Raw genomic sequence first — 22181 nt, 5'->3', positions numbered from 1 at the left:
CACCGGTGACCGGGTCGCCGCCCGCCCGGCTCCCGGCCGGACTGCTCGCCCTCGCCCTCGGCGGTTTCGGCATCGGGCTGACCGAGTTCGTGATCGCCGGACTGCTGCCCCAGCTGGCCCGCGACCTCGCCGTGTCCGAGGCCGCGGCCGGCCGGCTGATCTCCGGATACGCCCTGACCGTCGCGGTCGGCGCGATCGCGGTGACGGCCGCGACCGCGCGGCTGCCCCGCAAACCGGTCCTGACCGGCCTGGTGGTGCTGTTCGTCGCGGGAAACCTCCTCTCGGCGCTCGCGCCCGACTACCCGGTGATGCTCCTGGGCCGCATGGTCGCCGCCCTCTGCCACGGCACCTTCTTCGGCCTCGGCTCCCTGGTGGCGCGCCGCATGGTCGCACCGGAGCGCGCGTCGCGGGCGGTGGCGGTGATGTTCGCGGGCCTGACGGCGGCGAACGTCCTGGGCGTCCCCTTCGGCGCGCTGATCGGCGACCGCTGGGGCTGGCGGGCGACGTTCTGGGCGATCACCGGGGTCGGCGTCGTGGCGGCGGTGGCGATCGCGGTACTGGTACCGGCGTGGGCGGGCAGACCGGAGCCGGGCGAGGAGGCGCTCATCGCCCTGCCGGCCCAGCTTCGCTCCCTGCGCGCACGCCAGGTGTGGCTGACCCTGACCGCCACGGCCCTCGGCTACGGCGGCATGTTCGGCGCCTTCAGCTACATCGCCTACACCTTCACCGAGGTCACGGGCTTCTCGGACACGGACGTCGCCTGGCTGCTGGTGGTCTACGGCAGCGGGCTGGCCGTCGGCAACATCGTGGGCGGCCGGGCGGCGGACCGCGACCGCGACCGCACCCTGCTGGTGTCCCTGGCCGCGCTCACGGCGACCCTCCTGGCACTGGGCCTGCTGGCCGGCAGCCCGGTGGCGGCCGCAGTCCTCACCTTCCTCCTGGGCGCGGCCGGCTTCGCCCCCGTCCCCGGCCTGATCACCCGCGTCACGGACGCCGCCCACGGAGTGCCGCTCGCGGCCGGCGCCAACGTCTCGGCGTCGAACGTCGGCAACGCGCTGGGCGCGTGGCTGGGCGGGGCGGCGATCAGCGCGGGCCTGGGCTACACGGCACCGCTGTACGTGGGCGCGGCCCTCGTGCTGGCCGGCCTGCTGACGATGGCCCGGGCGGCACGCGAGCCCGTACCGCGCCGCTGAGCCGTCGTGAGGCTGCCCCTCGCCGGCACGCTCCGCGGCTGAGCCGTCGTGAGGCTGGGCCTCGCCGGCACGCTCCGCGGCTGAGCCGTCGTGGACCCGGGCCTCGCCCCCCCGCTGAGCCGTCCCGTGACCAGCACGGACCTCTTCATCGTCAGCGAGGGGCAGTACGGTTTCCCTCATGCGCCCCGACACGCCTGCCGAGAACGTCGACCACACCGCCGAAGCGGCCCGCCTGGAGCGAACCGCCGGCCTGTATCCCGAGGACGCCGAGGCCCTGCTCCTCCAGGCCGCGGCCCACCTGGAACTGTCCGGCGACCGCCCCGCCGCGACCACCCTCTACGACCGCCTGCTCTCCTCCGCGGACGGCCTGGAGAACCCCTATCTGGTACGGGCCCTGAAGGCCTCCAACCTCTGGGAGTACGGCCACGAGGCCGAGGCCAGGGCCATCATCACCGGCATCCGTGTGGCAGCACCCCGCGACCCGGCGCCCTGGGTGATCGTGGCGGAGTCCCTGGAGGCGCACGACGAGCTGGAGGCGGCCCACGAGACGTTCACGGAGGGCGCCCGGCTGCTGCTGACGGACGTGGCGGAGCCCCCGTACTCGACGCACCCGCTGCTCTTCGGCCGCCACCGGGTCCGCCGCATGCTGGGCGTGGCGCACGACGACTGGGACGTCCTGGCCGACACCCTCTCCACCGCACCGGTCCCCCTGGACGAACTGCACGACCCCAAGCGGGTGTGGTCCCTGGGCTCGGACAACCCGGCGGAACTGCAGGCGGAGATCTCCCGCCTGCGCGCGGAGCTCGGCACCTACCGGGAGGCCCTGTCCCGCCCGTTCCCGGTGGCGGTCCTGCACTGGCCGGCGAACGAGCTGGCGGAACTGGTGGCCGCGTACCCGGCCCTGGCCGAGGAGTACCCCTCCCACGAGACCCACCTCGCGACGATAGAGGCCTCGCTGCGGGAGCTGGCGTCCAGCGGCACGCCGAACCTGGGAATCGTCACGGGCACGGTCCCGTCGTACGAGGCCTTCGCCGCCTCGGAAGGCACCTCCCCCTCGGACACGGACCTCCTCCCCCAGTACGCGACCACACTGGCGGCCCGAGGACGCGCCGTGGAGTGGCCGCCGCAGCGGGGGGCGGTGTGCTGGTGCGGGTCGGGGCGGGGGTACGAGGGGTGCCACAGCGCCTAGCAGCGCCACGACGCCCGTACGCCGGAGCACTCCCGCAGGCCGCTGAACGAGCCCGGCGTGCCCCCAAGGGCAGACGCGCCTGCGACCCCGGCCCACCGGACGACCCGCGTCCGCCCATCCGCCCCTGACGCCCACTTTCCCCAGGCCGCCCGCTCGCTTCTCACCCGTGCTGGAGCGGCCTGGGTCAAGGGTGGCCCGGAGGGCCATCGCCGCAGGCGACGCGCAGCGCCCTTGAGGCAGGCCGCGGAGGCACGACACTGCGAAGAAGCGGGCGGCCCTACGGTGACTGCCCAGCGGGGCCGCCCGCCTCCCGACGCCAGGGCCGCACTGCCATTGCGTCCCACGCCGCCACCTCCAAGTCGCCCAGCGCTGCGACGACATGCGGATTGCCGGCGATGCGCCGAACGCCAACGCCTTGGCGGGCGTAGTCATCCTCCTGCCTCGGCGTCCTCCGGATTGGCGCGGGCGCTCCCACACATTGGAGACGCCGGCAGAATGCTCACGTGCCAGATACCGTCCCGTCCTCCCCCTCCGTCTCGGCCCGCATGAGCCGACAAGGTTCACGCGACACAGCACCCGAGGTCGCGGTGCGACGGCTCCTGCATGCTGAAGGCCTGCGGTACCGGGTGAACGTGCCCGTACCAGGGGCCCCGCGCCGCACGATCGACATCGTCTTCGGCAAGCTCAAGATCGCGGTCTTCATGGATGGTTGCTTCTGGCACGGCTGCCCCCAGCACGCGACGCAGCCGAAAGCCAACGCAGAGTGGTGGCGCACCAAGCTCGACAAGAACATGGCACGTGATCGTGAGACAACGGATCACCTACGTGCTGCCGGCTGGACCGTCCTGAGGTTCTGGGAGCACGAGTCCGCTGCAGAGGTGGCTCAGCAGATCGCGGAAACCGTCGCGTCGCGGCGATCGTTTCCCAGGCGGACCTGAAGGCGACCACCGATGCCCGATCCCGGTGACCACGCGCGCCTGGGGCCACGTCGGCCGAGGCACTCATGTACCGCGGATCTACTCACCCACGAGGTGATGATTGATCGTTGTATTGGTTCCCTGTATCCACGTCTATCTCAGCCAATAGTGTGTAGACGTCATATGGCAGTGGCGTGCCGGCGCTCGCCAAGGTGCCTGTGCCCTTCACGGAGCCATCCACTGATTCGGGCAGGCCCGGTGAGTCGACTGGCCGGGTGAGTGGAACGGGGAACGGGCGCCTCATGTCCGATGAATTCGATGGTATGTACGAAACGTTCAAGGCGCTCCTGGAAGGGTTTCCTCCTTCGGAAGCGGTCAAGCGCCTGGAACAGCTCGGTGTCAGTCAGGACATCGTCGAACGGATACGGGAGCGTCACGAGCAGCAGACCATACGCATCAGGGAGATGGACGAACCACACGCGGTGGTCACGGATGGCCGCGACACCTGGTACACAGGCCCTCAGGCCAAGGACAAATGCTGGCCGGCAGTTGTCGACCTGCTTCGCAAGGACGGGTGGCCTCAGGACCCTGCCATCAACAGTCTGGACGACTCCTCCACTCGAGTCGTCTCGCTACTGAATCATCCGAAAGAAAAAGCGTTCTCCACCCGAGGCCTTGTGGTCGGCTATGTGCAGTCCGGCAAGACGACCAACTTCACGTCGGTCATGGCCAAGGCCGCCGACCGCGGATACAAGTTGTTCATCGTCCTCGCAGGCATTCACAACGGTCTGCGCCGCCAGACCCAGGCCCGCCTGGTACAGCAACTTGTTGAGCCCAACCCCTCCATGTGGTCCCAACTCACCGGCCTGGAGAAGGATTTCACCCCGCAGGAGAACCCGGCTTCGTACTTCGGGAAGAGCAACAAGACGCGGGTCCTGTGCGTGGTGAAGAAGAACGCGACGGTGCTGCGCAAACTCGCCCGATGGCTCGAGAAGGCGTCCGACTATCTTGAGGACTGCCCCGCACTGATCATCGACGACGAGGCCGATCAGGCCACAGTGGCGACGAAATCCATCAACCCACTGATTCTTGACATCATGGGTTCCCTACCGAGGTGCGCATATGTCGGGTACACGGCTTCACCATTCGCGAACCTGCTGATCGACCCGAGCGCGAAGGACCTGTACCCCGAGCACTTCGTGGTCAATCTGCCGAAGCCGCATGGTCACTTCGGCACCGAGGTCTTGTTCGGGCGCTACGCGCTCGACGGTGAAGACCCTGAGCAGGTGGACGATGGCCACGACATGATCAGGTCGGTTCCCGAAGAGGACGTACCACTCGTACGCCCCACCACGAAGGCCGACGTCGAAGGCTTCGAGCCCGTCATTACCGACACCCTGCGCCGAGCAATAGAGTACTTCTGGTTGGTCACCGCCGCGAGGCGTGTACGTGGCACAGGCAACCCGCACAGCACGATGCTGATCCACACGAGCGTCAACACCTCCGTTCACAACAGTTTCAAGAGGCCTCTGGAGCACCTGCGCGACAAGGCGGCACGATCCTTGACGGATCCCGGGTTCATAGCCGGCCTCCGTGACCTATGGGAACAGGAGACTGCTCGAGTTCCGGCCGAGGACTTCGAAGAGTCGAAGGTGGCCTTCGACGACCTGGTACCCGAGCTGCGAGGAGTCCTCGACAGCTGCCGCGTCATCATGGACAACTCCAGTAGCGAGGATCGTCTCGACTACGAGAACGGTCCAGTCGTGGCAATCGCCGTGGGCGGCAACACCCTTTCGCGCGGCCTGACACTGGAAGGGCTGTCAGTCAGCTACTTCGTCCGAGCCGTCTCTGCTTACGACACACTCCTCCAGATGGGCCGCTGGTTCGGTTTTCGAGGTGGTTACGCCGATCTGCCCCGTATTTGGATGACCGACGAGTTGGCCGAGTGGTTCCGTCATCTGGCCACCGTTGAGACCGAAATGCGGCGTGACATCGACATCTACATGACCGAGGACGAGACGCCTCTCACCTTCGCCGTGCGTCTGCGGACCCACCCCGCGCTGCGGGTGACTGCGGCAGCCAAGATGCGCGGTGCCGTTCGAGCGGCCGCGTCCTACGGCGGCAAGCGGGTCCAGACCCACTACTTCCACACCAACGCGGATTGGCTGCGCGGCAACACCGACGCTGCGCGTGCTCTTGTGACTGCCTCTCTTGCGAACGCGGTCAGGGTGGAGGATCGCTCCGCAGACGGCCGATATGTCTTCCGTGATGTGCCGCACGACGTGGTGATCTCATTCCTGGAGAAATACAAGTTCCACGAGAAATCTCCGGAGAACGACGCCGATTTGATTGTTGGCTATATTCGGAAGCGAGTATCGGCAGCAGACTCACTCAAGCGATGGAATGTCGCGATCGTCGGCAACCCTCGAGGCAAGGGGGAGGACTACGAGTTCGTCCCCAATGTCGTTGTGGGGCTGAATTCTCGTGCCCGCCTCGCAGTAACCAATCCCGACCATGACTTCGCGGACATCAAGACCCTCATGAGCCGTCGTGATGCTGCAATTGATCTCGACGGCGACACCGGTAAGTTGACCGAAAAAGGCATCATGGACATGCGCCGTGACAAGCTTCCGGACACAGGTCTGCTCGTCCTGTATCCCATCGACAAGGTGTCCGAGCCAAGTCCGTCGAAAAAGCTTCGTGCGCCTCTGAACGCGGAGGACCACGTGATCGGTGTCGGCCTCGTCTTCCCTGAACCGTGGGAAGCGGACAGCACTGTGGAGAACTACATCTCCGCCGACCTGTCCAACGTCAGGATCGAGGACGAGGACTACAGTCCTCTCGACAGCGAGGACGCATGAACAAGGATGCGCTCGGCACGGTCGTCGAGGATCGCTGGACGGCACTCGCTGCCGAGCAGACTACGGGTGAACGAAGCCTGCGTGTCTCGCAGTTGCCTGTCGACAGCAGCAATGGAGCCTTGGCATTGGCCGTCGACCACGATGGACATCGCCACCTGTTGGTACCGATTCACGCTCACCGCAAAGTGCGGCCTGGGCTCGACGGACCCGTGCTCCGCCTGCACAAACGAGCTCTCGAGGACGAGGAGGCCTACCAGACGTACGCCGATCTCGCCTGTCTGCGTACAGACCTCAACGATTTGTTCACGGAGCTGTGTGTGGATGTTTTGGGCGCGGCGCGGGAGCTTCCCGAAAATCCGGTGAAGGCGATGTACCGCGTTCTGGACCGGTGGAAGGCCCTTTTCCGAGCGCACGGAACAGTACTGGGCCCCGACCAACTGGCTGGCATGTACGGCGAGTTGCTCGTACTCCGTCGACTCCTTCAGAAAGACTCCAGCGCGCACCGCCTCTGGCGTGGGCCCGAGAGGCACCGTCATGACTTCACGGCCGGCAAGACCGCCGTCGAAGTCAAGGCGACCACAGCAAGCGAAGGGAGAAGACCACGCATTCACGGACTTGACCAGCTTGAGGCGCCGCAGGGTGGAACTCTCTGTCTGGCATGGTTCCGCCTGCAACGCGCGGCCGGGGACGAGGCGGGTGCCGGTTTCGTGGACTTGATTGAAGAGACACTTCGGCTCTGCGACGACGAACGAACCTTGCTCGACCTCCTCGCGGCGGCCGGATACAACTCTTCGGACGCCGATCACTATCGCGATGTGCGCTTCGTCATCAGCGAGGAGCGTTGGTACAGGGTCGATGCTGATTTCCCCGGGCTGACGACCGAGGAACTCGGCGCAGCCGGTGTGCCTGTCTCGATACTGGATGTCGAATACACCATAGATCTGTCCAGTGAGACTCCCGCCTCGCTCACGTCCGAGGAAGTGGCCCACTTGATCAAGAAAATGATCGAGGAGTCCGTATGACGGCGCCACGCTGGTACTCGCAGCCCTATCCCCCGGAGGGCGCGAGCGCCGCCGAAGGAATCCGCAACCAACTCGGTCGTCCGGAACTCGATCTGCTCACCATCCTGGTGCGCGAGTCTGCTCAGAACAGCTGGGACGCCCGTCTCGTACGGTCCCCTTCGCCGGTGGACTTCCGAATCGACATGTGGACTGTCGGTCCGGCATACATGAGTGCATGGAGAGAACTGCTTCTCAACGGCGCCCCCTCGGGCACGGAGACCTTCCCCCTGTACGACGCTCTGAGGCGCGGCCCGGTCCGGGTTCTGGCCGTCTCGGATCGCGGTACCCGAGGCCTTGGAGGACCGACTCGCGCAGACGATGCCGTGGGCGCCGACCGGGACTTCGTCTCATTCATCCGCAACATAGGCGAACCACGAGACACCGACTTGGGTGGAGGGACTTACGGTTTCGGAAAGGGCATCTTCTATCTGCTGTCCAAGTCCGGCTCCATCCTTGTTCACTCCCGCTGCCGCACGGCTGAAGGAGGCTACGAAACCCGGCTCATCGGCTGCGCTCTCTGGAAGAGCTATGTGGCCGGTAAATCCAGTGAGAGTCGCCGCTACACGGGTCGGCACTGGTGGGGCAATACATCGCGTGCGGTTGTCGAGCCCCTGGTGGGTCGAGAGGCCGAAACGGCAGCTCAGCGTCTGGGTCTCAGACCTTTCGGCGCGGAAGAGACTGGTACGACGGTCCTCGTCATCGAGCCGGACCTTGACGACCTTCCTGCACCCGAGGCAGCCCGCTACCTTGCAGAGACCATCACATGGCACCTCTGGCCGAAGATGATTTCTGTCGACGGTAAACAGGCCGCCATGAGGTTCACCGTGACCTGCGATGGCATCGAGCACTCCGTTCCCGACCCTCGGGAGACACGTCCTCTCAATATGTTCGTCGCCGCCTACGAGTCGATGGCGGGCCCGGACGGCAGAGACTTGCACTGCCTGAAACCCAAGCGGTATCTGGGGCGTCTCGGACTCGTGAAGCGGATCATGCCACCGTTGGAACCGACACGGGCATCGCTCCTGCTCGACATCGAGGATGTCGTCCATCACGTGTGTCTGATGCGGCCGGCAGAGCTTGTTGTCACGTACCACGCCGGTCCGAAGCCCCCAAGCGTTAACCAAGGATACGCGGGAGTCTTCCGGGCCGACGAAGCCATGGACGACACTTATGCGAAGGCCGAACCACCCACGCACGATGCCTGGAACCCACAGTCGCTCGTACGGCCTGAGAGCACATTCGTTCAGACCACCTTCCGTCGAATCCACGATGAGCTGAACAATTTGCTCTCTCTCGGAGGCGGCGCCCGCGCCGGGGCGAGTAACGTCGCTCTGGGCGCGGCCAGTTCACTCTTCTCAGGGCTCGTCGGTGGCGCGTGGGGAATCGGCGGAGCCACGTCCTACGCGAAGCCCGGCGGCACCAGCATGCGCGCCTCGAGGCCCGACGACGCCGAGAATGCGGCACCCCGTTCGTCCACAGGCCGTCCCTTGCCCACACCGTCCACCAAGGGCAAGGCGGCCGGCTTCGGCGAATACGACGGCAACGCCAACTCGTTCCCGCCTTCATCCGGAACAAGCAGTACCGGACCACGTCAACGCCCCCGGGTGCAGTACGTCGGCGAGCCCTATTACGACGACCGCGGCAATGAATCCGTACTCGTCCAGGAGTTCCGGCTGCCTGTTCCCGGACCGCAGCAGGTCCGAATCGATCTGGCCGTCACTCTTCCCGGCACCGGAGGCCGTGAGACGGATCCGCCCATCGGAGCAAGCAAGCCCGTCCTGATCGGATGGGAGGACGGCACCGGCTACCTGCACACATCCGAGTCCTGCGTAATCGACGGCGGTGAATCGGTCTGGCGGGCTCTTGTCAGGCCGGCTCCCGACACCATGACCGAGATCGGTGTCAGGGTCGAGGCGGTGAAGACATCGTGACTCGACGCGTTCTTCCTTATCGCGTCCCCTCCGAGGACGTGGCCACCGCCGAGGCATGGCAACTCGTCACAGCGGACGGCGACATTGAGCTGCCCGAGGCCCTACCGGACTGGGACTACCAGATGGACCTGCACCTCCGCAGGCTCGTCCGGGTCGACCTGGACCGGGCACGTGCCCAAGCAGGTCTGCCAACTGACACAGCACTCGTACTCGCGGCCGTGTGGACGGCCACCGGGTCGAACCTCAGTGGACCGGCTCGCCACATGCGCCTGACCGACCGTGGTACCTGCACCGTGGAACTCGAGTTTCGACTCCCAGGCGCCGATCTGGGCGGGTTGCTCATGCTCGACACCGCACTCGTCCTGGCCGAGCGACGGAACGATGTCCGGCCGTCCTCTCCCAGGCGAGCGGGCTCCGTGTTGTGGAGTGACCGCAAGTTCCTGCGCCTGCAGGGCGACGCGCCACAGTTCCCCATGGCCGTGATCGACTTTGCACTGACGTCCTTCCCTGATCATGCGGCCTGGCACCTGCAGATCAATGGAAGCCTGGAGAGCGCCACGATGGGCTCGCTGCTCCTTCTCGTCAATGCGAAGAACACAGTTACTACCACCGCGTTCGAGAACGCCGCAAAACCACGCCCTGTGGATCGAATCGTGCTCTCTGCCGTCTATGCGGACGCAGCGAGAGTCATGATCGAACACGCGCTCAGCCACGACGACTTCGCGGAAGACTCCGACTTCCCCGTGGGCTCGTTGGGCGCCACCATGCTGAGCCTGTTCGACCAGCTCTTCCCCGGGCAATCGATCGCCGACATCCGTTTGCGCCAACGGCAGTCGCCAGCTCTGTTCGCCTCGGATCTGCAGGCGGCGGTCAAAATCTTCGAGGTGTCCTGATGAGCTTCCTCTACCCCAGGCTGCTGCCCGAGCAGGCAAGACCGCTCTTCGACGAGTACAGGCACCTGACCATCGCCGACCTCACGAGTCGAGTGGCTACTACCCACGGCTCTGCGGTCTTCGTCGCCACCGGTGGTGACCGCATCTCCTCGGCGCAGCTTCAAGAGTTGCGTGTGGGGGTGGTGGACCTAGCCAAACAGGCCGGCTTCCCGGACGAGTCCGATCGGGCCCGCAATGCGGACTTCGACCTTCGGCTCGCCGCTCTGCTGCACTCCGAAATGGGCATGGTGCCGGCCGAGGCGGCCTCACGGGACGTCTGGGCCTTCCTCGCACTCGTGCTGCTTCCGGATGTGGCCTTCTGGCGCTATCCACTGCCACCCAAAGACCGTGTCCTCGGCACCGACCTGACACGGCACGTGTTCGGTCGGATGTGGTGGCGGGCCCAGCTTGTTCGTTCTTCCGAGTCCACTGATCCGTACGGCGCTCTCAAGATTCTCGGTGAGGCTGCGTTCGACCAGATCTACGCCCGCCGAGCGGCGCTCGGCGGTAGTCCGCACATGGTGCGAGCCATTCTCCGCGTCTGGAAAGATCTCGATCTGTCCGGTCTGAACGAGCGTGAGACACTGCGCGACTTCCTCAAGAGGTTGTTGCGGCTCGCCCCTTTCGTACTCTTCGACGGCATCGAGGAGCAGGCACTGGATCAGGAACTACGCGCTGTAGCCGCCGAGTCCGTCAATGCGCAGCGGGCGATGTCGGCTTCTGCGTCATCTGCGGAGCAGACCCCAGTACCCGGGCTCACGCCGCCGGAGACGATCGAGCCGCGTCGGTTTCGCTCGGTGGAAATCTGCGCCGGGGCCGGAGCCCAGGCACTCGGACTGGAACGAGCCGGATTCGACCCCGTCCTGCTCATCGACAACAAAGCCGATGCCTGCTTCACGATTGATCTGAATCGGCCCGAGTGGGACGTGGTCTGTATCGACATCGAACATTTCCACCCCGGCGAGCGCCCCGATATTGTTGGAGTCGATCTGGTCAGCGGTGGACTCCCCAGAGTGAAGTCACCTGCCAGCGTCGGCCGAGCAGAGGATGCGGAGGAGCGTGCTGTCCTCAGAGCCGCCGTAGCACTGGTACGTGCCATCCTCCCCAAGGCAGTGGTCTTGGAAAATGTGCCGGACCTGGTCGAGAACCCGGCCTTCGCGTCCGACCGCGCGTGGATCGAGGCCGAACTCAGGGAGGCCGGTTACAACTGGAGTTGGCGAGTCCTCAACGCCGCCGACTTCGGCGTGCCGCAGAATCGCAGCAGTGGCTTCCTGGTCGCTCTGCAGGCGCCGTACTTCTCCCGCTTCTCCTGGCCCGAGCCGCACGAGGCGCCACCACCGTCCGTAGGCCAAGTTCTCGGACCCTCCATGTCGGCGCACGGATGGCCGGGCGCAGAACGCTGGATCAAAGGCGCCGACCGAATCGCCCCCGCTCTCGTAGGCGGCTCCGATCGTCGCGGAGGGGCCGATCTCGGTCCCACTGGCACCAAGAACGCGTGGGCCACGCTGGGTGTAAATGGCAACAGCCTCGGTGACGAGCCCCCGGGAGAAGACTTTCCGACCGACGGCCTGCCCAAGCTGACAGTCGGACAGGCCTCGTTGATCCAAGCGATCCCCGAGGAATGGAGGTTCGCCGGCGGAAAGACGTCCAGGTACCGTCAGATCGGTCATGCGATGCCACCACCCCTCGCGACTGCCATCGGCCGCTCCATCTCGGCCGCCCTGCGCGGCTAAGATCCCCTCATGAGCACGCCCCGCCCCCTCGCACTCGAGCCCGTCACTGTCCTTGATCTTTTCAGTGGATGCGGCGGCTTCACTCAGGGGTTTCACGAGTTTCGTCCGGAGGGGGCGGAGGACGGCGGACCCGTCTTCCGCAGTGTCGCGGCAGTCGAGCACGATCTCGCTGCGGCGGCCACGTACGCGGTGAACTTCGGGAGCAAATCAGAGAGCGGGCTGCCTCCTGCCCGCGTCCACCTCGAGGACATCGAGGAGTGGAAGCCGACAGAGGAGGCGCTCCATGCCGACGTAGTGGTCGGGGGGCCGCCATGCCAAGGATTTTCCGCCCTTAATCGCCACAAGAAAGGAGCCGAACGCAATCGATTGTGGGAGGAATACGTTCGCATCGTCGCGAAAATCCGCCCGAAAGTTTTCGTCATTGAAAATGTCGATCGATTCCTCAAATCGGACGAATTCCTCAACCTTCTCCGTGAAGTAGAAGAGGGTGGCCGACTGTCCGAATATCGATTGGTCGATCCCCCAGGCCATGAGCCGGGAGAGGCGGAAGAGAAGAAATACAAGCGCTATCTTCTCAACGCAGCCGACTATGGTGCGGTTCAAGCGCGTCGCCGCGCCATTGTGATTGGCGTCCGCAAGGACCTTGCCGATGGGCGCATCATGAAATACCCCACGACGACACATTTCCGTCGTATCAGGCGCGGCAGCGCCGGCCGGGCTCAGCCACTCGACGGAATTGACGCGATGCCCTTGTACTGGCAGGCGGTCGACGAAGTATTCGAAGAATCAGCACAGCTCGCACTGCGAGGCACCGAACTCCCTGACAGCAAAGAATATATTCCCGACGTAGATGCACGCGTCCCCGGGATTTTCACGACTACCGACCTTCACTTCGGCCGCAACCCAGAGCCTCTCTCAATGGCCCGCTATAAAGCCATCCCCGAAGGCGGCAACCGCAAAGACTTGCGCGGCAAGTGGTACACGGTAGACCGCGACGGAGAGATTCGAATCTTTGAAACGTCCAAACCATCCGGCGTGTCGACTCCCGTGAAGTATCTGTCGACCGAGAGCTGGGACAATCACAACACGGGTACGGGTGACGTCATGGGTCGGCTTCGCCTGGGCGAGCCCTCGGTGACCATTCGCACTGAATTCTTCAAGCCCGAAAAGGGTCGTTACCTGCACCCCGTTGCTGCGCGTCCCATCACTCATTACGAGGCCGCTCGGATCCAAGGTTTTCCGCTCGGTTTCCGTTGGTGCGGCTCAAAGACCGACATCGCGCGGCAGATCGGCAATGCGGTACCCATCCCACTCGGTACCGCCATTGCCTCCGTAGTCCACACCTATCTGAGAGGTTGATCCGGTAACGGACTCAATGCCTGGCTGGGCCAGTCGCTGGAAGACTGCCCACCCGCAGTCCAAGTGGGCCAGTCTGCTCGTCCACGCTGGAAGCGAACAACAGGTGACTCGAGAGAGCCGTCATACGCATTCACGTATCCGCAGCGGGACAAGTAGCAGGTCCTGGAGCATGCTCACCAGGAGCCAGGAGTCTTGACAGATCCACATCTGAGTAGCGGCATCATGCCGTCGCCCACACCATCGGCACTGAGACGATCGCCTAAGCGGCTTCCAGCTCAGCTTCGTAGTGCATCTGAGCACGATCGAGAATGTCGTCCGGATCATCTCCCCGAGCAGCGGTCCAGTGAAGCAAATCCGCGATCAGCGCGACGGCCGATTCCTCAAGACCCGTTTCCCGACCGACGCCTCGTAGAGCGAAGGTGTCGCTGATCCTCTGGTAGTTCTCAAGCGCTACGGCAGCTCGTTCAATCCGTTGACAGCCGCGTCCCGCACTGGTCGAGATCTCACACCAGACCGCCTTACCCGCCACGGTCAGCGCCGCACCCCAGTCCACCGCCAGAGCCGCAAGCAGCTGCAGGCCACGGCCACACTCCGCGTCATAGTGCGCAAAGTCCGGAGAGGGCATCACCCGGCTTTTGTCATGCACTTCGAGGCGAAGCCGCTCGCCTCGCCACTCGAGGATCAAGGCAGCTGTCCCACCCTCACCGACGTGCTTCACAACATTGGTCGCCAACTCCGTGACGAGCAGTTCGGCCTCTTCCGTAGCAACGGGGATCCCCCACCGGGTCAGCTGTGTTGCCGCGGCTCTCCGCAACAGCCGCACTTCCGCCGGCACCGCCTCGAAGGGCAACACACAGCGGAGTCGGGGCTCGGTGACTTCAAGGCCAGGCATGACCACTCCTCCCTCCCGCACCGCACACTCAAGTGCCCGCCGTATCCGTACGACTTCGGTGCGTAGCGATCCGTAAACGCGAGGATGCCACAGAGAAGTCTTACTGTGTAACTTCTCACGAGAATCTATCGAGTGAATCGAATGGTGGGCGCCCGTACGCGCTGCCTAGCCTGATGGGGATTTCCGGGCCTGCCCGCCCGACACTTGGCGAAGGAGCCCCATGGCCGAACGAACCACCACCCGGCGCCGTCAACTGGGCGCCATGATGCGCAAGTTGCGTGCCCGCAAGGGGTTGACCCTTGAGGAGGCCGGGCTGCTCGTCGGTGTGTCCAAGGCGACCGTGAGTCGATACGAAACCCAGTCCGGACCGGTCAAGTGGATCGTGGTCGATGCTCTGTGCCGTGAGTACGGAGCAACGGAGGCTGAGCGCAAAGCTGTTGTCGGCCTTGCCAAGGACGCCAAACAGCAGGGTTGGTGGAGTTCATTCGCCGACTCGATTCCCGAGAGCATGAACTTGCTGCTCACACTAGAGGACGAGGCCCTGCGTGAGAGTCACTTCTCCTGCGTCTACGTGCCCGGCCTTCTGCAGACTCGCGCCTACAGCACCGCACTCCAGAAGGCCAATGAGGTGCCCTTGGAGGCGGCGGATATCGAACGGCTGGTCGATATCCGCATGAAGCGGCAGCAAATCCTCACCCGCCCGAAACCCCTGCAGCTTTGGGCGATCCTCGACGAGTCCGTCATCCGCCGCGTGGTCGGATCACCGCAGACGATGAAGGAACAGCTCGGCCGGCTGCTCGAAGCGAACGAGTCGCCGCACACGACGCTTCAAGTACTCCCCTTTTCCAAGGGCGCCCATGCCGCAGCCCTTGGGAGCTTTGTGATCATCGGCGGCACCGAGCCGGCCCTCGACGTGGTGTACGTCGACTTCCACACCGGCTCCCTCTTCCTGGAGAAAGACGAGGAACTGGAGCGATACAGACTTGCGTTCGAGTACCTGCGGGCACAAGCGTTGGACATGGAAGCTTCATCCGCCATGATTGATCACGCCCGCAAGGAGTTGTGAATGTCCGTCGGCTCCCGGACGGCCGCCATACCCGTCTGGTTCAAGTCCTCGTACAGCGGGGGCAATACGACCGAGTGTGTGGAGGCCGCCTTCGACCCGTCCGGAGTGCTCGTGCGGGACTCCAAACAGCCGGAAGGCCAGCACCTCAGGCTGTCAGTGTCGGCATGGGCCAGCTTCTTGGCGGCAGTCTCTGCAAGCAGAGACACGCCAAGCGCGTAGGTAGGGGATATGCGACGCGACCCCCGCGTTCCGGCCCCCGACCCGCCCGCTACCTGCCAGGTAATGGCCTCCCCCCAGGACCACCTGCCACGATCGTCACCGCAAGACGGACACAGCCTGTTAAACCCTCAGAAGCAGGACCGACCCAGGAGGACCCCATGCCCGCCTACGCCATAGCCCATCTCCGTGAGGCCACCCCGCACCCCGAGATCGCCGAGTACATCGAGCGGATCAGTGCGACGTTCGAGCCGTACGGCGGGCGGTTTCTGGTGCATGCCTCGCAGCATGAGGTGAAGGAGGGGAGCTGGCCCGGGCATGTGGTGGTGATCGGGTTTCCGGGGATGGAGGAGGCGCGGGCCTGGTGGGATTCGGCCGCGTACCAGGAGATCGCGCCGCTGCGGTCGCGGCACGTCGTCGGGGACATCATCCTCGTGCCGGGCGTGCCCGAGGGGTACGACCCGGCGACCACCGCGAAGGCGATGCGCGAGGGCATGGCCCAGGAGTAGCGGGCCGTCGCGGTTACCCAATCGGTCTGGCAATGAAGGGAATTAGGGACCTCAGGCGCGCCCAGGATGGGGGTGTGCGGGGCTCCCGCGGGGCCCGGGGCGGGCGACGGCCCGCCTCTGCGGCCTCTCCGCCGACCCCTCCGTACTCTGGCCCCATGCCCGGACACGACACCCCAAGCACCGTCCTTCGTCCCGCGTCCCCCGCCGACGTGCCGGCCGTGGCCGCCATCTGGCGCACCGGATGGCGGGACGGTCATCTGGGGCATGTTCCCGACGAACTGGTCGCCGTCCGCACGCCGGAGTCGTTCACGGCACGGGCCGCCGAGCGGGTCGTGGACACCGTCGTCGCGGTGGCCGGTGGAGAGGTCGCCGGGTTCGTCGTGGTCGTCGGGGACGAGGTCGAGCAGCTGTACGTGGCGGCCGGGCACCGGGGTGCCGGCGTGGCGGGCGCGCTGCTGACGCGGGGCGAGGAGGTCGTACGGGGACGGGGGCACCGTCGGGCGTGGCTCGCGGTCGTCGCCGGGAACGCCCGGGCGCGGCGGTTCTACGAGCGTCAGGGCTGGGTCGACGAGGGGCCGTTCGCGTATGCGGCGGAGGGGCCGGACGGGCCGGTGCCCGTGCCGTGCCACCGGTACGTCAAGCGGCTCGGAGGGACCTGACCTCACACCGCCGGCTCGTTCAGCCGCTGGAGCAGCTTCAGCAGTACCGCCCGCTCCTCCTCCCCCAGCCCGGCGAAGCACTCCTCCAGCACCGCGTCCGCGACCGTGTGCCCCGCCTCCAGCACCCGCTCCCCCGCCCCCGTCAGGTGGTGTTCGATACGGCGTCCCCGGCCCGGACGCCGGTCGACCAGCCCCTGTGCCGTCAGCCGGCCCACGAGTGTCCCGAAGGCCTGTTCGGTCTGGAAGGTGGCGGCGGCCAGCTCGCGGGCGGACGCCCCCGGGGCCCCGCCACCGTCGCCGGACTGGCCCAGCACTTCTCCTCGGCCGGCGCGCCCACCCTGGCCCCCGTCCACCCCGGCTGGGAGGGCACCCCGCGCCCCGACTGGTGCACCGGCATCGACGACCTCGCCCTCTCCTACCTGCACCTCCTGGAGGACAGCGACCTGACCGACATGGTGGTCGTGGGCTCCTCGCTCGGTGGCTGGATCGCCGCCGAGATGGCCGTACGGGACAACGCGGGGCGCATCGGCGGGCTCGTGCTGATCGACGCCGTCGGGATCGACGTCGAGTCCGAACCGATCACCGACTTCTTCGCGCTCGACCCGCGCGCCGCCGCCGAGTACTCCTGGCACGACCCGGACCGCTTCTACGCCGACCCCGCCACCCTGCCCGCCGAGGAACTCGCCCGCCGCCAGGGGAACATGGCCACCATGCGGCTGCTCGCCGGCGACCCCTACATGCACGACCCCAAGCTGATGCGGCGCCTGGGGCGGGTACGGCAGCCCGCGCTGCTGGTGTGGGGGGAGAGCGACCGGATCGTCACGCCGGAGTACGGGGCGGCGTACGCGAAGGCCTTCGGGAACGGGCGGCTGGAGGTCGTGCCCGAGGCCGGCCATCTCCCCCACGTCGAGCAGCCGGACGCCACCTTCGCCCTCATCGACGCCTGGCTGCGCGCCGAGACCGGCTCACTCTCTCCTCGCGAGCTCGGCGCGGCCGAACAACAGGGCGTATCCGCGCGGCAGTTGGACCAGGACGCGGTCGATCAGCCCGGCGTCGGCCTCCTCGACCAGTTCGCCGAGCACGCTCAGTACCGAGCTGACGTCCCAGCGGGCGGTGGCCGGGGTGGCTCCCGGGATGCGGGCGGCCACCGAGTCCACGAACTCGGCGGCGGTCAGCGGGCGGGTGGCGGGTATCTGCGCGGCGAGCACGCGGGCCGCCTCCTCGGGCAGGGCGCGGGCGAGGTCGACCCGCTCGTCTCCGACGACGTGCCCGCCCAGGGCCGACAGCACGACACGGGTGACGCGTTCCGCCTCCGCGCGGGTGGGGTACTGCCCCGACTCCTGGACGCCGTCGATCAGTTGACTCCACCGGACCGCCGTGGTGGTCGTCGGGGTGGGATCCAGGGTCGTCGCCGCACTCATCTGGTGGCTCCTCCTCCGATGCGCTGGGGTGTGCCGCGTCCCGCCGACGGTGCGCGGTCGGCGGGACGCCTCTGGCCGGATGTGGGATGTCGGATGTGGGATGCGGGATGTACGGACTGCTCGCCGGGCTAGTGGCCGATCTCCTTGCGTCCACCGCCGCCGCCCCCGCTGATCTGGATGCGGCGCGGCTTGGCCTGTTCGGCCACGGGGATGCGCAGGGTCAGGACGCCGGCCTCGTACGAGGCGTCGATGCGTTCCGTGTCGAGGGTGTCGCCGAGGAAGAGCTGACGGGTGAAGGTGCCCGTGGGACGCTCGGCGACGATCATCTCCGCACCCTCGGGTGCGGGGTTGCGGCGCTCGGCGCGGACGTTGAGGACGTGGCGCTCGACATCGAGGTCGATCGTCTCGGGGTCGATGCCGGGGAGGTCGAAGTGGACGATGAAGTCGTCCCCGGACCGATAGGCGTCCATCGCCATCGCGGCGGGACGGGCTGCGGTGGAGCCGAGGACCTGCTGCGCGAGACGGTCGAACTCACGGAACGGGTCGGTACGCATGAGCATCACGGGTCACTCCTCTCATCAGGCGCTGAGGTGCGATGCCCTTACGACTTCTTATATAGCTCCGTGGAGGAAACTTGACAAGCCTGGACTCAGGTACGGAGCCTGTGTCGCCGCGGATTAGCCTCGAGGCAGATCGATCGCGTGCGCATCGCCAGGAGGCAGACATGGCCAGGGTTCCCAGCGCGGCAGTGGCCGCTACCGGGCTCGTCGGCGGGTACGGAGTGGCCCGCTGGACGAAGAAGCGGCAGCTGGGCGGGGCCGTCCTGGCCGTCGCCGGCGCCGCGGCCGCTCAGCAGTGGCGGCAGCGGGCGGGCGGGAAGGCGGCCGGGGCGCTGACGGCGGCGTACGTCGCCGCGTTCGCCGGGTCGCATCCGCTGGCCAAGAAGGTGGGTGCCTGGCCGGCCGTGTTCGCAGTGTCGGGAGCGGTGGCGCTGGCGTCGTGGGCGGTGGCGGACCGGAACGCCTGAGCGCAACAGGGGGTGCACGGCCCGGCGCGGCGGGGTGCCGCCGCGCCCACCCGTGCCGCCCCAGGCGGCACGACTGCCCGCGACGGCAGCCCACCGAGCCCTACGCAGCCCTACGCAGTGGCCGGCCGCTCCTGCTCGCGTCCCCGCGTCACCGCCGAAGCCGCCGCGGTCAGCGGCCGGGCGACATCCTCCAGCGAGCGCCGCTCCGCCCGTACCGCCAGCAGAGCCGCCACCAGTCCCGCCGCGCACATCAGCCCGGCGCCGATCTGGAAGGCCAGGACCGTGTCGGCGACCTTGCCCGTGCTCGTCAGGTCGGCGAACAGCAGCGGCCCGCTGATGCCGCCCGCGGCCGTGCCGAGGGCGTAGAAGAACGCGATCGACATCGCGCGGGTCTCCATCGGGAAGATCTCGGACACCGTCAGGTAGGCGCTGGACGCTCCGGCGGACGCGAAGAACAGCACGCCGCACCAGCAGGCCGTCAGCGTGCCGGCGTTCAGCGAGCCCTGGCTGAACAGCCAGGCCGTGAGGAACAGCAGCAGCCCGGAGATCAGGTACGTCGACGAGATCATCACCCGCCGCCCGACGGTGTCGAACAGCCTGCCCAGCAGCAGCGGCCCGCAGAAGTTGCCGATCGCGATGACGGCGAAGTAGTAGCCGGTGTTCCCGGTCGGCACGTCGAAGAACTTCGTCAGGATCGCGCCGAAGCCGAACGTGATCGCGTTGTACAGGAACGCCTGGCCGATGAAGAGCGAGAACCCGAGCACCGACCGCTTCCGGTAGTCGGAGAACAGCGTGCGGGCGATCTCGGTGAACTTCACGTTGCGCCGCTGGTGGATGGTGATCTCACCCTCGGGCCGCTTCAGCGGCTGCCCCTTCTCGGCCTCCACCTGCTCCTCGATCGAGGTGACGATCTCTTCCGCCTCCCGGTCCCTGCCGTGGATCAGCAGCCACCGTGGACTCTCCGGAACGTGCCGTCGTACGAGAAGGATGACGAGCGCGAGCACCGCCCCCAGGGCGAACGTCAGCCGCCAGCCGACGTCCTTGGGCAGGTAGGCGGTGTTCAGGGCGACGATCGACAGCAGCGAACCGCCCACCGCGCCCAGCCAGAAGCTGCCGTTGATGATCAGGTCCACGCGCCCCCGGTACAGCGCCGGGATCAGCTCGTCGATCGCCGAGTTGATGGCCGCGTACTCGCCGCCGATACCGAATCCTGTCAGGAACCGGAAGGCGAAGAACCACCAGTTGGAGAACGACACCGCGGTCAGCGCGGTCGCCGCCAGGTACACGCCCAGCGTGATCATGAACAGTTTCTTGCGGCCCCAGATGTCCGTCAGCCGCCCCCAGAACAGGGCTCCGGCACACGCACCCGCCACATACAGGGCGGCCGCCATGCCGGTGACCTCTCCGGAGGAGATGGGCAGTCCGCTGCCCGATTCGGACAGCCGGCTCGCGATGTTGCCGACGACCGTGACTTCCAGGCCGTCGAGGATCCATACGGTGCCGAGTCCGATGACGATCGTCCAGTGCCAGCGCGACCAGGGCAACCGGTCGAGCCTGGCGGGGATGTCGGTCGTCACGGTGTGGCCGCTCGCGGCCTCCGCGGTGGTCATGGGCTCCCTCCTCAGCGTCCTCTCGCCCTCGAGAGACACTCCGCTCGGGTGCCCGCGCTTTGCCGCCCTAAGCTCGCCTCACGCTCCCAGCGCCCGTGACACGGTGTAGATCAACAGGCCCACCAGGGAACCGACGACCGTGCCGTTGATCCGGATGAACTGCAGGTCACGCCCGATGTGGGCCTCGATCTTGCGGGTGGTGTGCTCGGCGTCCCAGCCGGCCACGGTGTCGGTGATCAGGGAGGTGATCTCCCTGCGGTACGTCGTGACGACGTACACGGCCGCCCCCTCGACCCACCCGTCGACCTTGCCCTGGAGCTTCTCGTCGACGGCCATCCGCGCGCCCAGGGACAGCAGCGAGGCCCGTACCCGCAGGCGCAGTTCGCTGCGCTCGTCCTCGGCGGCGGAGACGATCATCGACCGTACGGCGGTCCAGGCGGAGGCGATGAGGTCCTGCACCTCGCCCCGCCCGAGCACCTCGCCCTTCAGCCGCTCGACCCGCGCGCGGGTGTCCGTGTCGGACTGCAGGTCGGAGGCGAAGTCGGTGAGGAACCGGTCCAGCGCCCCGCGCGCCGGGTGGGAGGGCATGTCCCGCATCTCGGTGACGAACCGCAGGAGTTCCTTGTAGACGCGTTCGCCGACCTTCTTGTCGACGAACCGCGGGGTCCAGCCGGGCGCCCCGCCCTGGACGGCGTCCATGATCTCGGTGTCGTGCCACACCAGCCAGTCGTGGGCCCGCGTGACGACGAGGTCGACGACCCTCTTGTGCCCGCCGTCGGCGACGACCTTCTCCAGCATCTTGCCGATGCCGGGCGCGATCTCCTGCGCGTCGGCCCGCCGGGTGATCGCCTCGCCGACCACCGCCTGGACGTCGGAGTCCCGCAGGACGGTCATCGCGCCGCGCAGGGCGGCCGACAGTTCGGCGGTCACCCGGTCCGCGTGCTCGGGCTCGGCGAGCCACGCGCCGAGCCGGCTGCCGATGCCGACGGCTCGCAGCCGCTGCCGTACGACGTCCTGCGAGAGGAAGTTCTCCCCGACGAACTCCCCCAGGGAGACGCCCAGCTGGTCCTTCTTCGTGGGGATGATCGCGGTGTGCGGGATGGGCAGTCCGAGCGGCCGGCGGAACAGGGCCGTGACCGCGAACCAGTCGGCCATGGCGCCGACCATCCCGGCCTCGGACGCGGCGGCGACATAGCCCGCCCACGCGCCGGCGCCGGAGTTGTCGGCCCATTTGGCGAGGACGTAGATCAGCGCCACGAACAGCAGCAGCCCGGTCGCGGTGAGCTTCATGCGGCGCACCCCGCGCTGCTTCTCCACGTCGGCGGCGCTGAAGGTGTTCATGGCGCGGGCGGCGGATGCGGGGACGCCCCGGGCACCGGCCGCTCCGGCTCGGGCATGCCCGGCCCTGGCCCCGGCGCCGGCCTCGGCCCCGGCGCCCACGACCGGCCTCTCCGCCTCGACCGCCCGGTCTCCCACCCCACGCGCCGCCTTATTTCCCGCTTTGTCCGGGTCCGTACGTTCCATTCACTCCACCCGTTCGTGATCCCCTGCACATATTGTCCCTTCCTGACCGACTCCTGGAACGAATCGAGAGTTCCCGGCGTC

At 66.9% G+C, this 22181-nt stretch carries 19 protein-coding genes and 2 pseudogenes; 15 read left to right on the top strand and 6 right to left on the bottom strand.

All coding sequences use genetic code 11. The annotated features are described in order from the left end of the window. The first annotated feature begins 5 nt into the window (after positions 1-5). From M8J74_RS15385 to M8J74_RS15340, 9 genes are all read left to right on the top strand, one after another. Positions 6-1193: an MFS transporter gene (locus M8J74_RS15385; protein WP_249836932.1), complete on the top strand. Its 1188-nt coding sequence runs from the start codon at positions 6-8 to the stop codon at positions 1191-1193. Between the two features lie 178 nt (positions 1194-1371). Further along, a complete protein-coding gene (locus M8J74_RS15380) occupies positions 1372-2382 on the top strand; it encodes a hypothetical protein (RefSeq protein WP_249836931.1) in 1011 nt (336 codons plus the stop codon). Positions 2383-2927: 545 nt separating this feature from the next. Continuing rightward, positions 2928-3320: a very short patch repair endonuclease gene (locus tag M8J74_RS15375; RefSeq protein ID WP_249836999.1), complete on the top strand. Its 393-nt coding sequence runs from the start codon at positions 2928-2930 to the stop codon at positions 3318-3320. 281 nt (positions 3321-3601) lie between these two features. Further along, positions 3602-6160, top strand: a complete 2559-nt coding sequence (locus M8J74_RS15370) for a Z1 domain-containing protein (protein WP_249836930.1) — start codon at positions 3602-3604, stop codon at positions 6158-6160. Continuing rightward, on the top strand, positions 6157-7182 hold the full coding sequence (locus M8J74_RS15365) for a PD-(D/E)XK motif protein (RefSeq protein ID WP_249836929.1): 1026 nt from the start codon (positions 6157-6159) through the stop codon (positions 7180-7182). Before M8J74_RS15370 ends, M8J74_RS15365 begins: the two co-directional genes overlap by 4 nt. Further along, entirely contained in the window at positions 7179-9152 is a 1974-nt protein-coding gene (locus tag M8J74_RS15360) for a hypothetical protein (RefSeq protein ID WP_249836928.1), read from the top strand. Before M8J74_RS15365 ends, M8J74_RS15360 begins: the two co-directional genes overlap by 4 nt. 38 nt (positions 9153-9190) lie before the next feature. After that, positions 9191-10045, top strand: a complete 855-nt coding sequence (locus M8J74_RS15355) for a hypothetical protein (RefSeq protein ID WP_249836927.1) — start codon at positions 9191-9193, stop codon at positions 10043-10045. Further along, a complete protein-coding gene (locus M8J74_RS44830) occupies positions 10045-11817 on the top strand; it encodes a DNA cytosine methyltransferase (protein WP_308406051.1) in 1773 nt (590 codons plus the stop codon). The genes M8J74_RS15355 and M8J74_RS44830 overlap by 1 nt, the downstream gene beginning before the upstream one ends. Positions 11818-11826: 9 nt before the next feature. Beyond that, the gene (locus tag M8J74_RS15340; RefSeq protein ID WP_249836926.1) at positions 11827-13176 is read left to right on the top strand and encodes a DNA cytosine methyltransferase; all 1350 of its coding nucleotides are present in this window, start codon (positions 11827-11829) and stop codon (positions 13174-13176) included. A gap of 259 nt (positions 13177-13435) precedes the next feature. Here the strand turns inward: M8J74_RS15340 and M8J74_RS15335 are convergent, their stop codons facing one another. After that, positions 13436-14068 carry an ATP-binding protein gene (locus M8J74_RS15335; protein ID WP_249836925.1) on the bottom strand — a complete coding sequence of 211 codons (633 nt, stop codon included), beginning with the start codon at positions 14066-14068 and terminating at the stop codon, positions 13436-13438. 220 nt (positions 14069-14288) lie between these two features. Here M8J74_RS15335 and M8J74_RS15330 point away from each other — a divergent pair, with 220 nt between their 5' ends. From M8J74_RS15330 to M8J74_RS15315, 4 genes are all read left to right on the top strand, one after another. Next, positions 14289-15134, top strand: coding sequence for a helix-turn-helix domain-containing protein (locus tag M8J74_RS15330; RefSeq protein ID WP_249836924.1), 846 nt, complete (start codon positions 14289-14291; stop codon positions 15132-15134). Beyond that, a complete protein-coding gene (locus M8J74_RS15325; protein WP_249836923.1) occupies positions 15135-15353 on the top strand; it encodes a DUF397 domain-containing protein in 219 nt (72 codons plus the stop codon). It begins immediately after the preceding gene. A gap of 158 nt (positions 15354-15511) precedes the next feature. Further along, the gene (locus M8J74_RS15320; protein WP_249836922.1) at positions 15512-15859 is read left to right on the top strand and encodes a DUF1330 domain-containing protein; all 348 of its coding nucleotides are present in this window, start codon (positions 15512-15514) and stop codon (positions 15857-15859) included. 155 nt (positions 15860-16014) lie between these two features. Continuing rightward, positions 16015-16518, top strand: coding sequence for a GNAT family N-acetyltransferase (locus tag M8J74_RS15315; protein ID WP_249836921.1), 504 nt, complete (start codon positions 16015-16017; stop codon positions 16516-16518). 2 nt (positions 16519-16520) lie between these two features. Here M8J74_RS15315 and M8J74_RS44515 read toward each other — a convergent pair. Beyond that, positions 16521-16802: pseudogene (locus M8J74_RS44515) on the bottom strand (MarR family winged helix-turn-helix transcriptional regulator); the annotation flags it as partial. Between M8J74_RS44515 and M8J74_RS15310 the strand changes: the two are divergent. Continuing rightward, positions 16749-17471 (top strand): annotated as a pseudogene (locus tag M8J74_RS15310) (alpha/beta fold hydrolase); the annotation flags it as partial. The pseudogenes M8J74_RS44515 and M8J74_RS15310 overlap by 54 nt on opposite strands. Before the next feature lie 12 nt (positions 17472-17483). On the opposite strand, the gene M8J74_RS15305 reads toward M8J74_RS15310, so the two are convergent. Both M8J74_RS15305 and M8J74_RS15300 read right to left on the bottom strand, forming a co-directional pair. Further along, positions 17484-17939: a DUF2267 domain-containing protein gene (locus M8J74_RS15305; RefSeq protein ID WP_249836997.1), complete on the bottom strand. Its 456-nt coding sequence runs from the start codon at positions 17937-17939 to the stop codon at positions 17484-17486. Between the two features lie 128 nt (positions 17940-18067). Continuing rightward, positions 18068-18499, bottom strand: a complete 432-nt coding sequence (locus M8J74_RS15300) for an Hsp20/alpha crystallin family protein (RefSeq protein ID WP_249836996.1) — start codon at positions 18497-18499, stop codon at positions 18068-18070. Between the two features lie 164 nt (positions 18500-18663). Here M8J74_RS15300 and M8J74_RS15295 point away from each other — a divergent pair, with 164 nt between their 5' ends. Then, positions 18664-18966, top strand: a complete 303-nt coding sequence (locus M8J74_RS15295) for a hypothetical protein (RefSeq protein WP_249836920.1) — start codon at positions 18664-18666, stop codon at positions 18964-18966. A gap of 110 nt (positions 18967-19076) precedes the next feature. Here M8J74_RS15295 and M8J74_RS15290 read toward each other — a convergent pair whose 3' ends face one another. Further along, positions 19077-20576, bottom strand: a complete 1500-nt coding sequence (locus M8J74_RS15290) for an MFS transporter (protein ID WP_249836919.1) — start codon at positions 20574-20576, stop codon at positions 19077-19079. A 78-nt stretch (positions 20577-20654) separates the two neighbouring features. Continuing rightward, positions 20655-22100 carry a DUF445 domain-containing protein gene (locus M8J74_RS15285; protein ID WP_249836918.1) on the bottom strand — a complete coding sequence of 482 codons (1446 nt, stop codon included), beginning with the start codon at positions 22098-22100 and terminating at the stop codon, positions 20655-20657. Positions 22101-22181 lie beyond the last annotated feature (81 nt).

This window comes from Streptomyces panaciradicis (assembly GCF_023516615.1).
In the GTDB taxonomy this organism is placed as follows: Bacteria; Actinomycetota; Actinomycetes; order Streptomycetales; family Streptomycetaceae; genus Streptomyces; species Streptomyces panaciradicis.
This window is presented reverse-complemented; position numbering and strand designations above follow the sequence as displayed.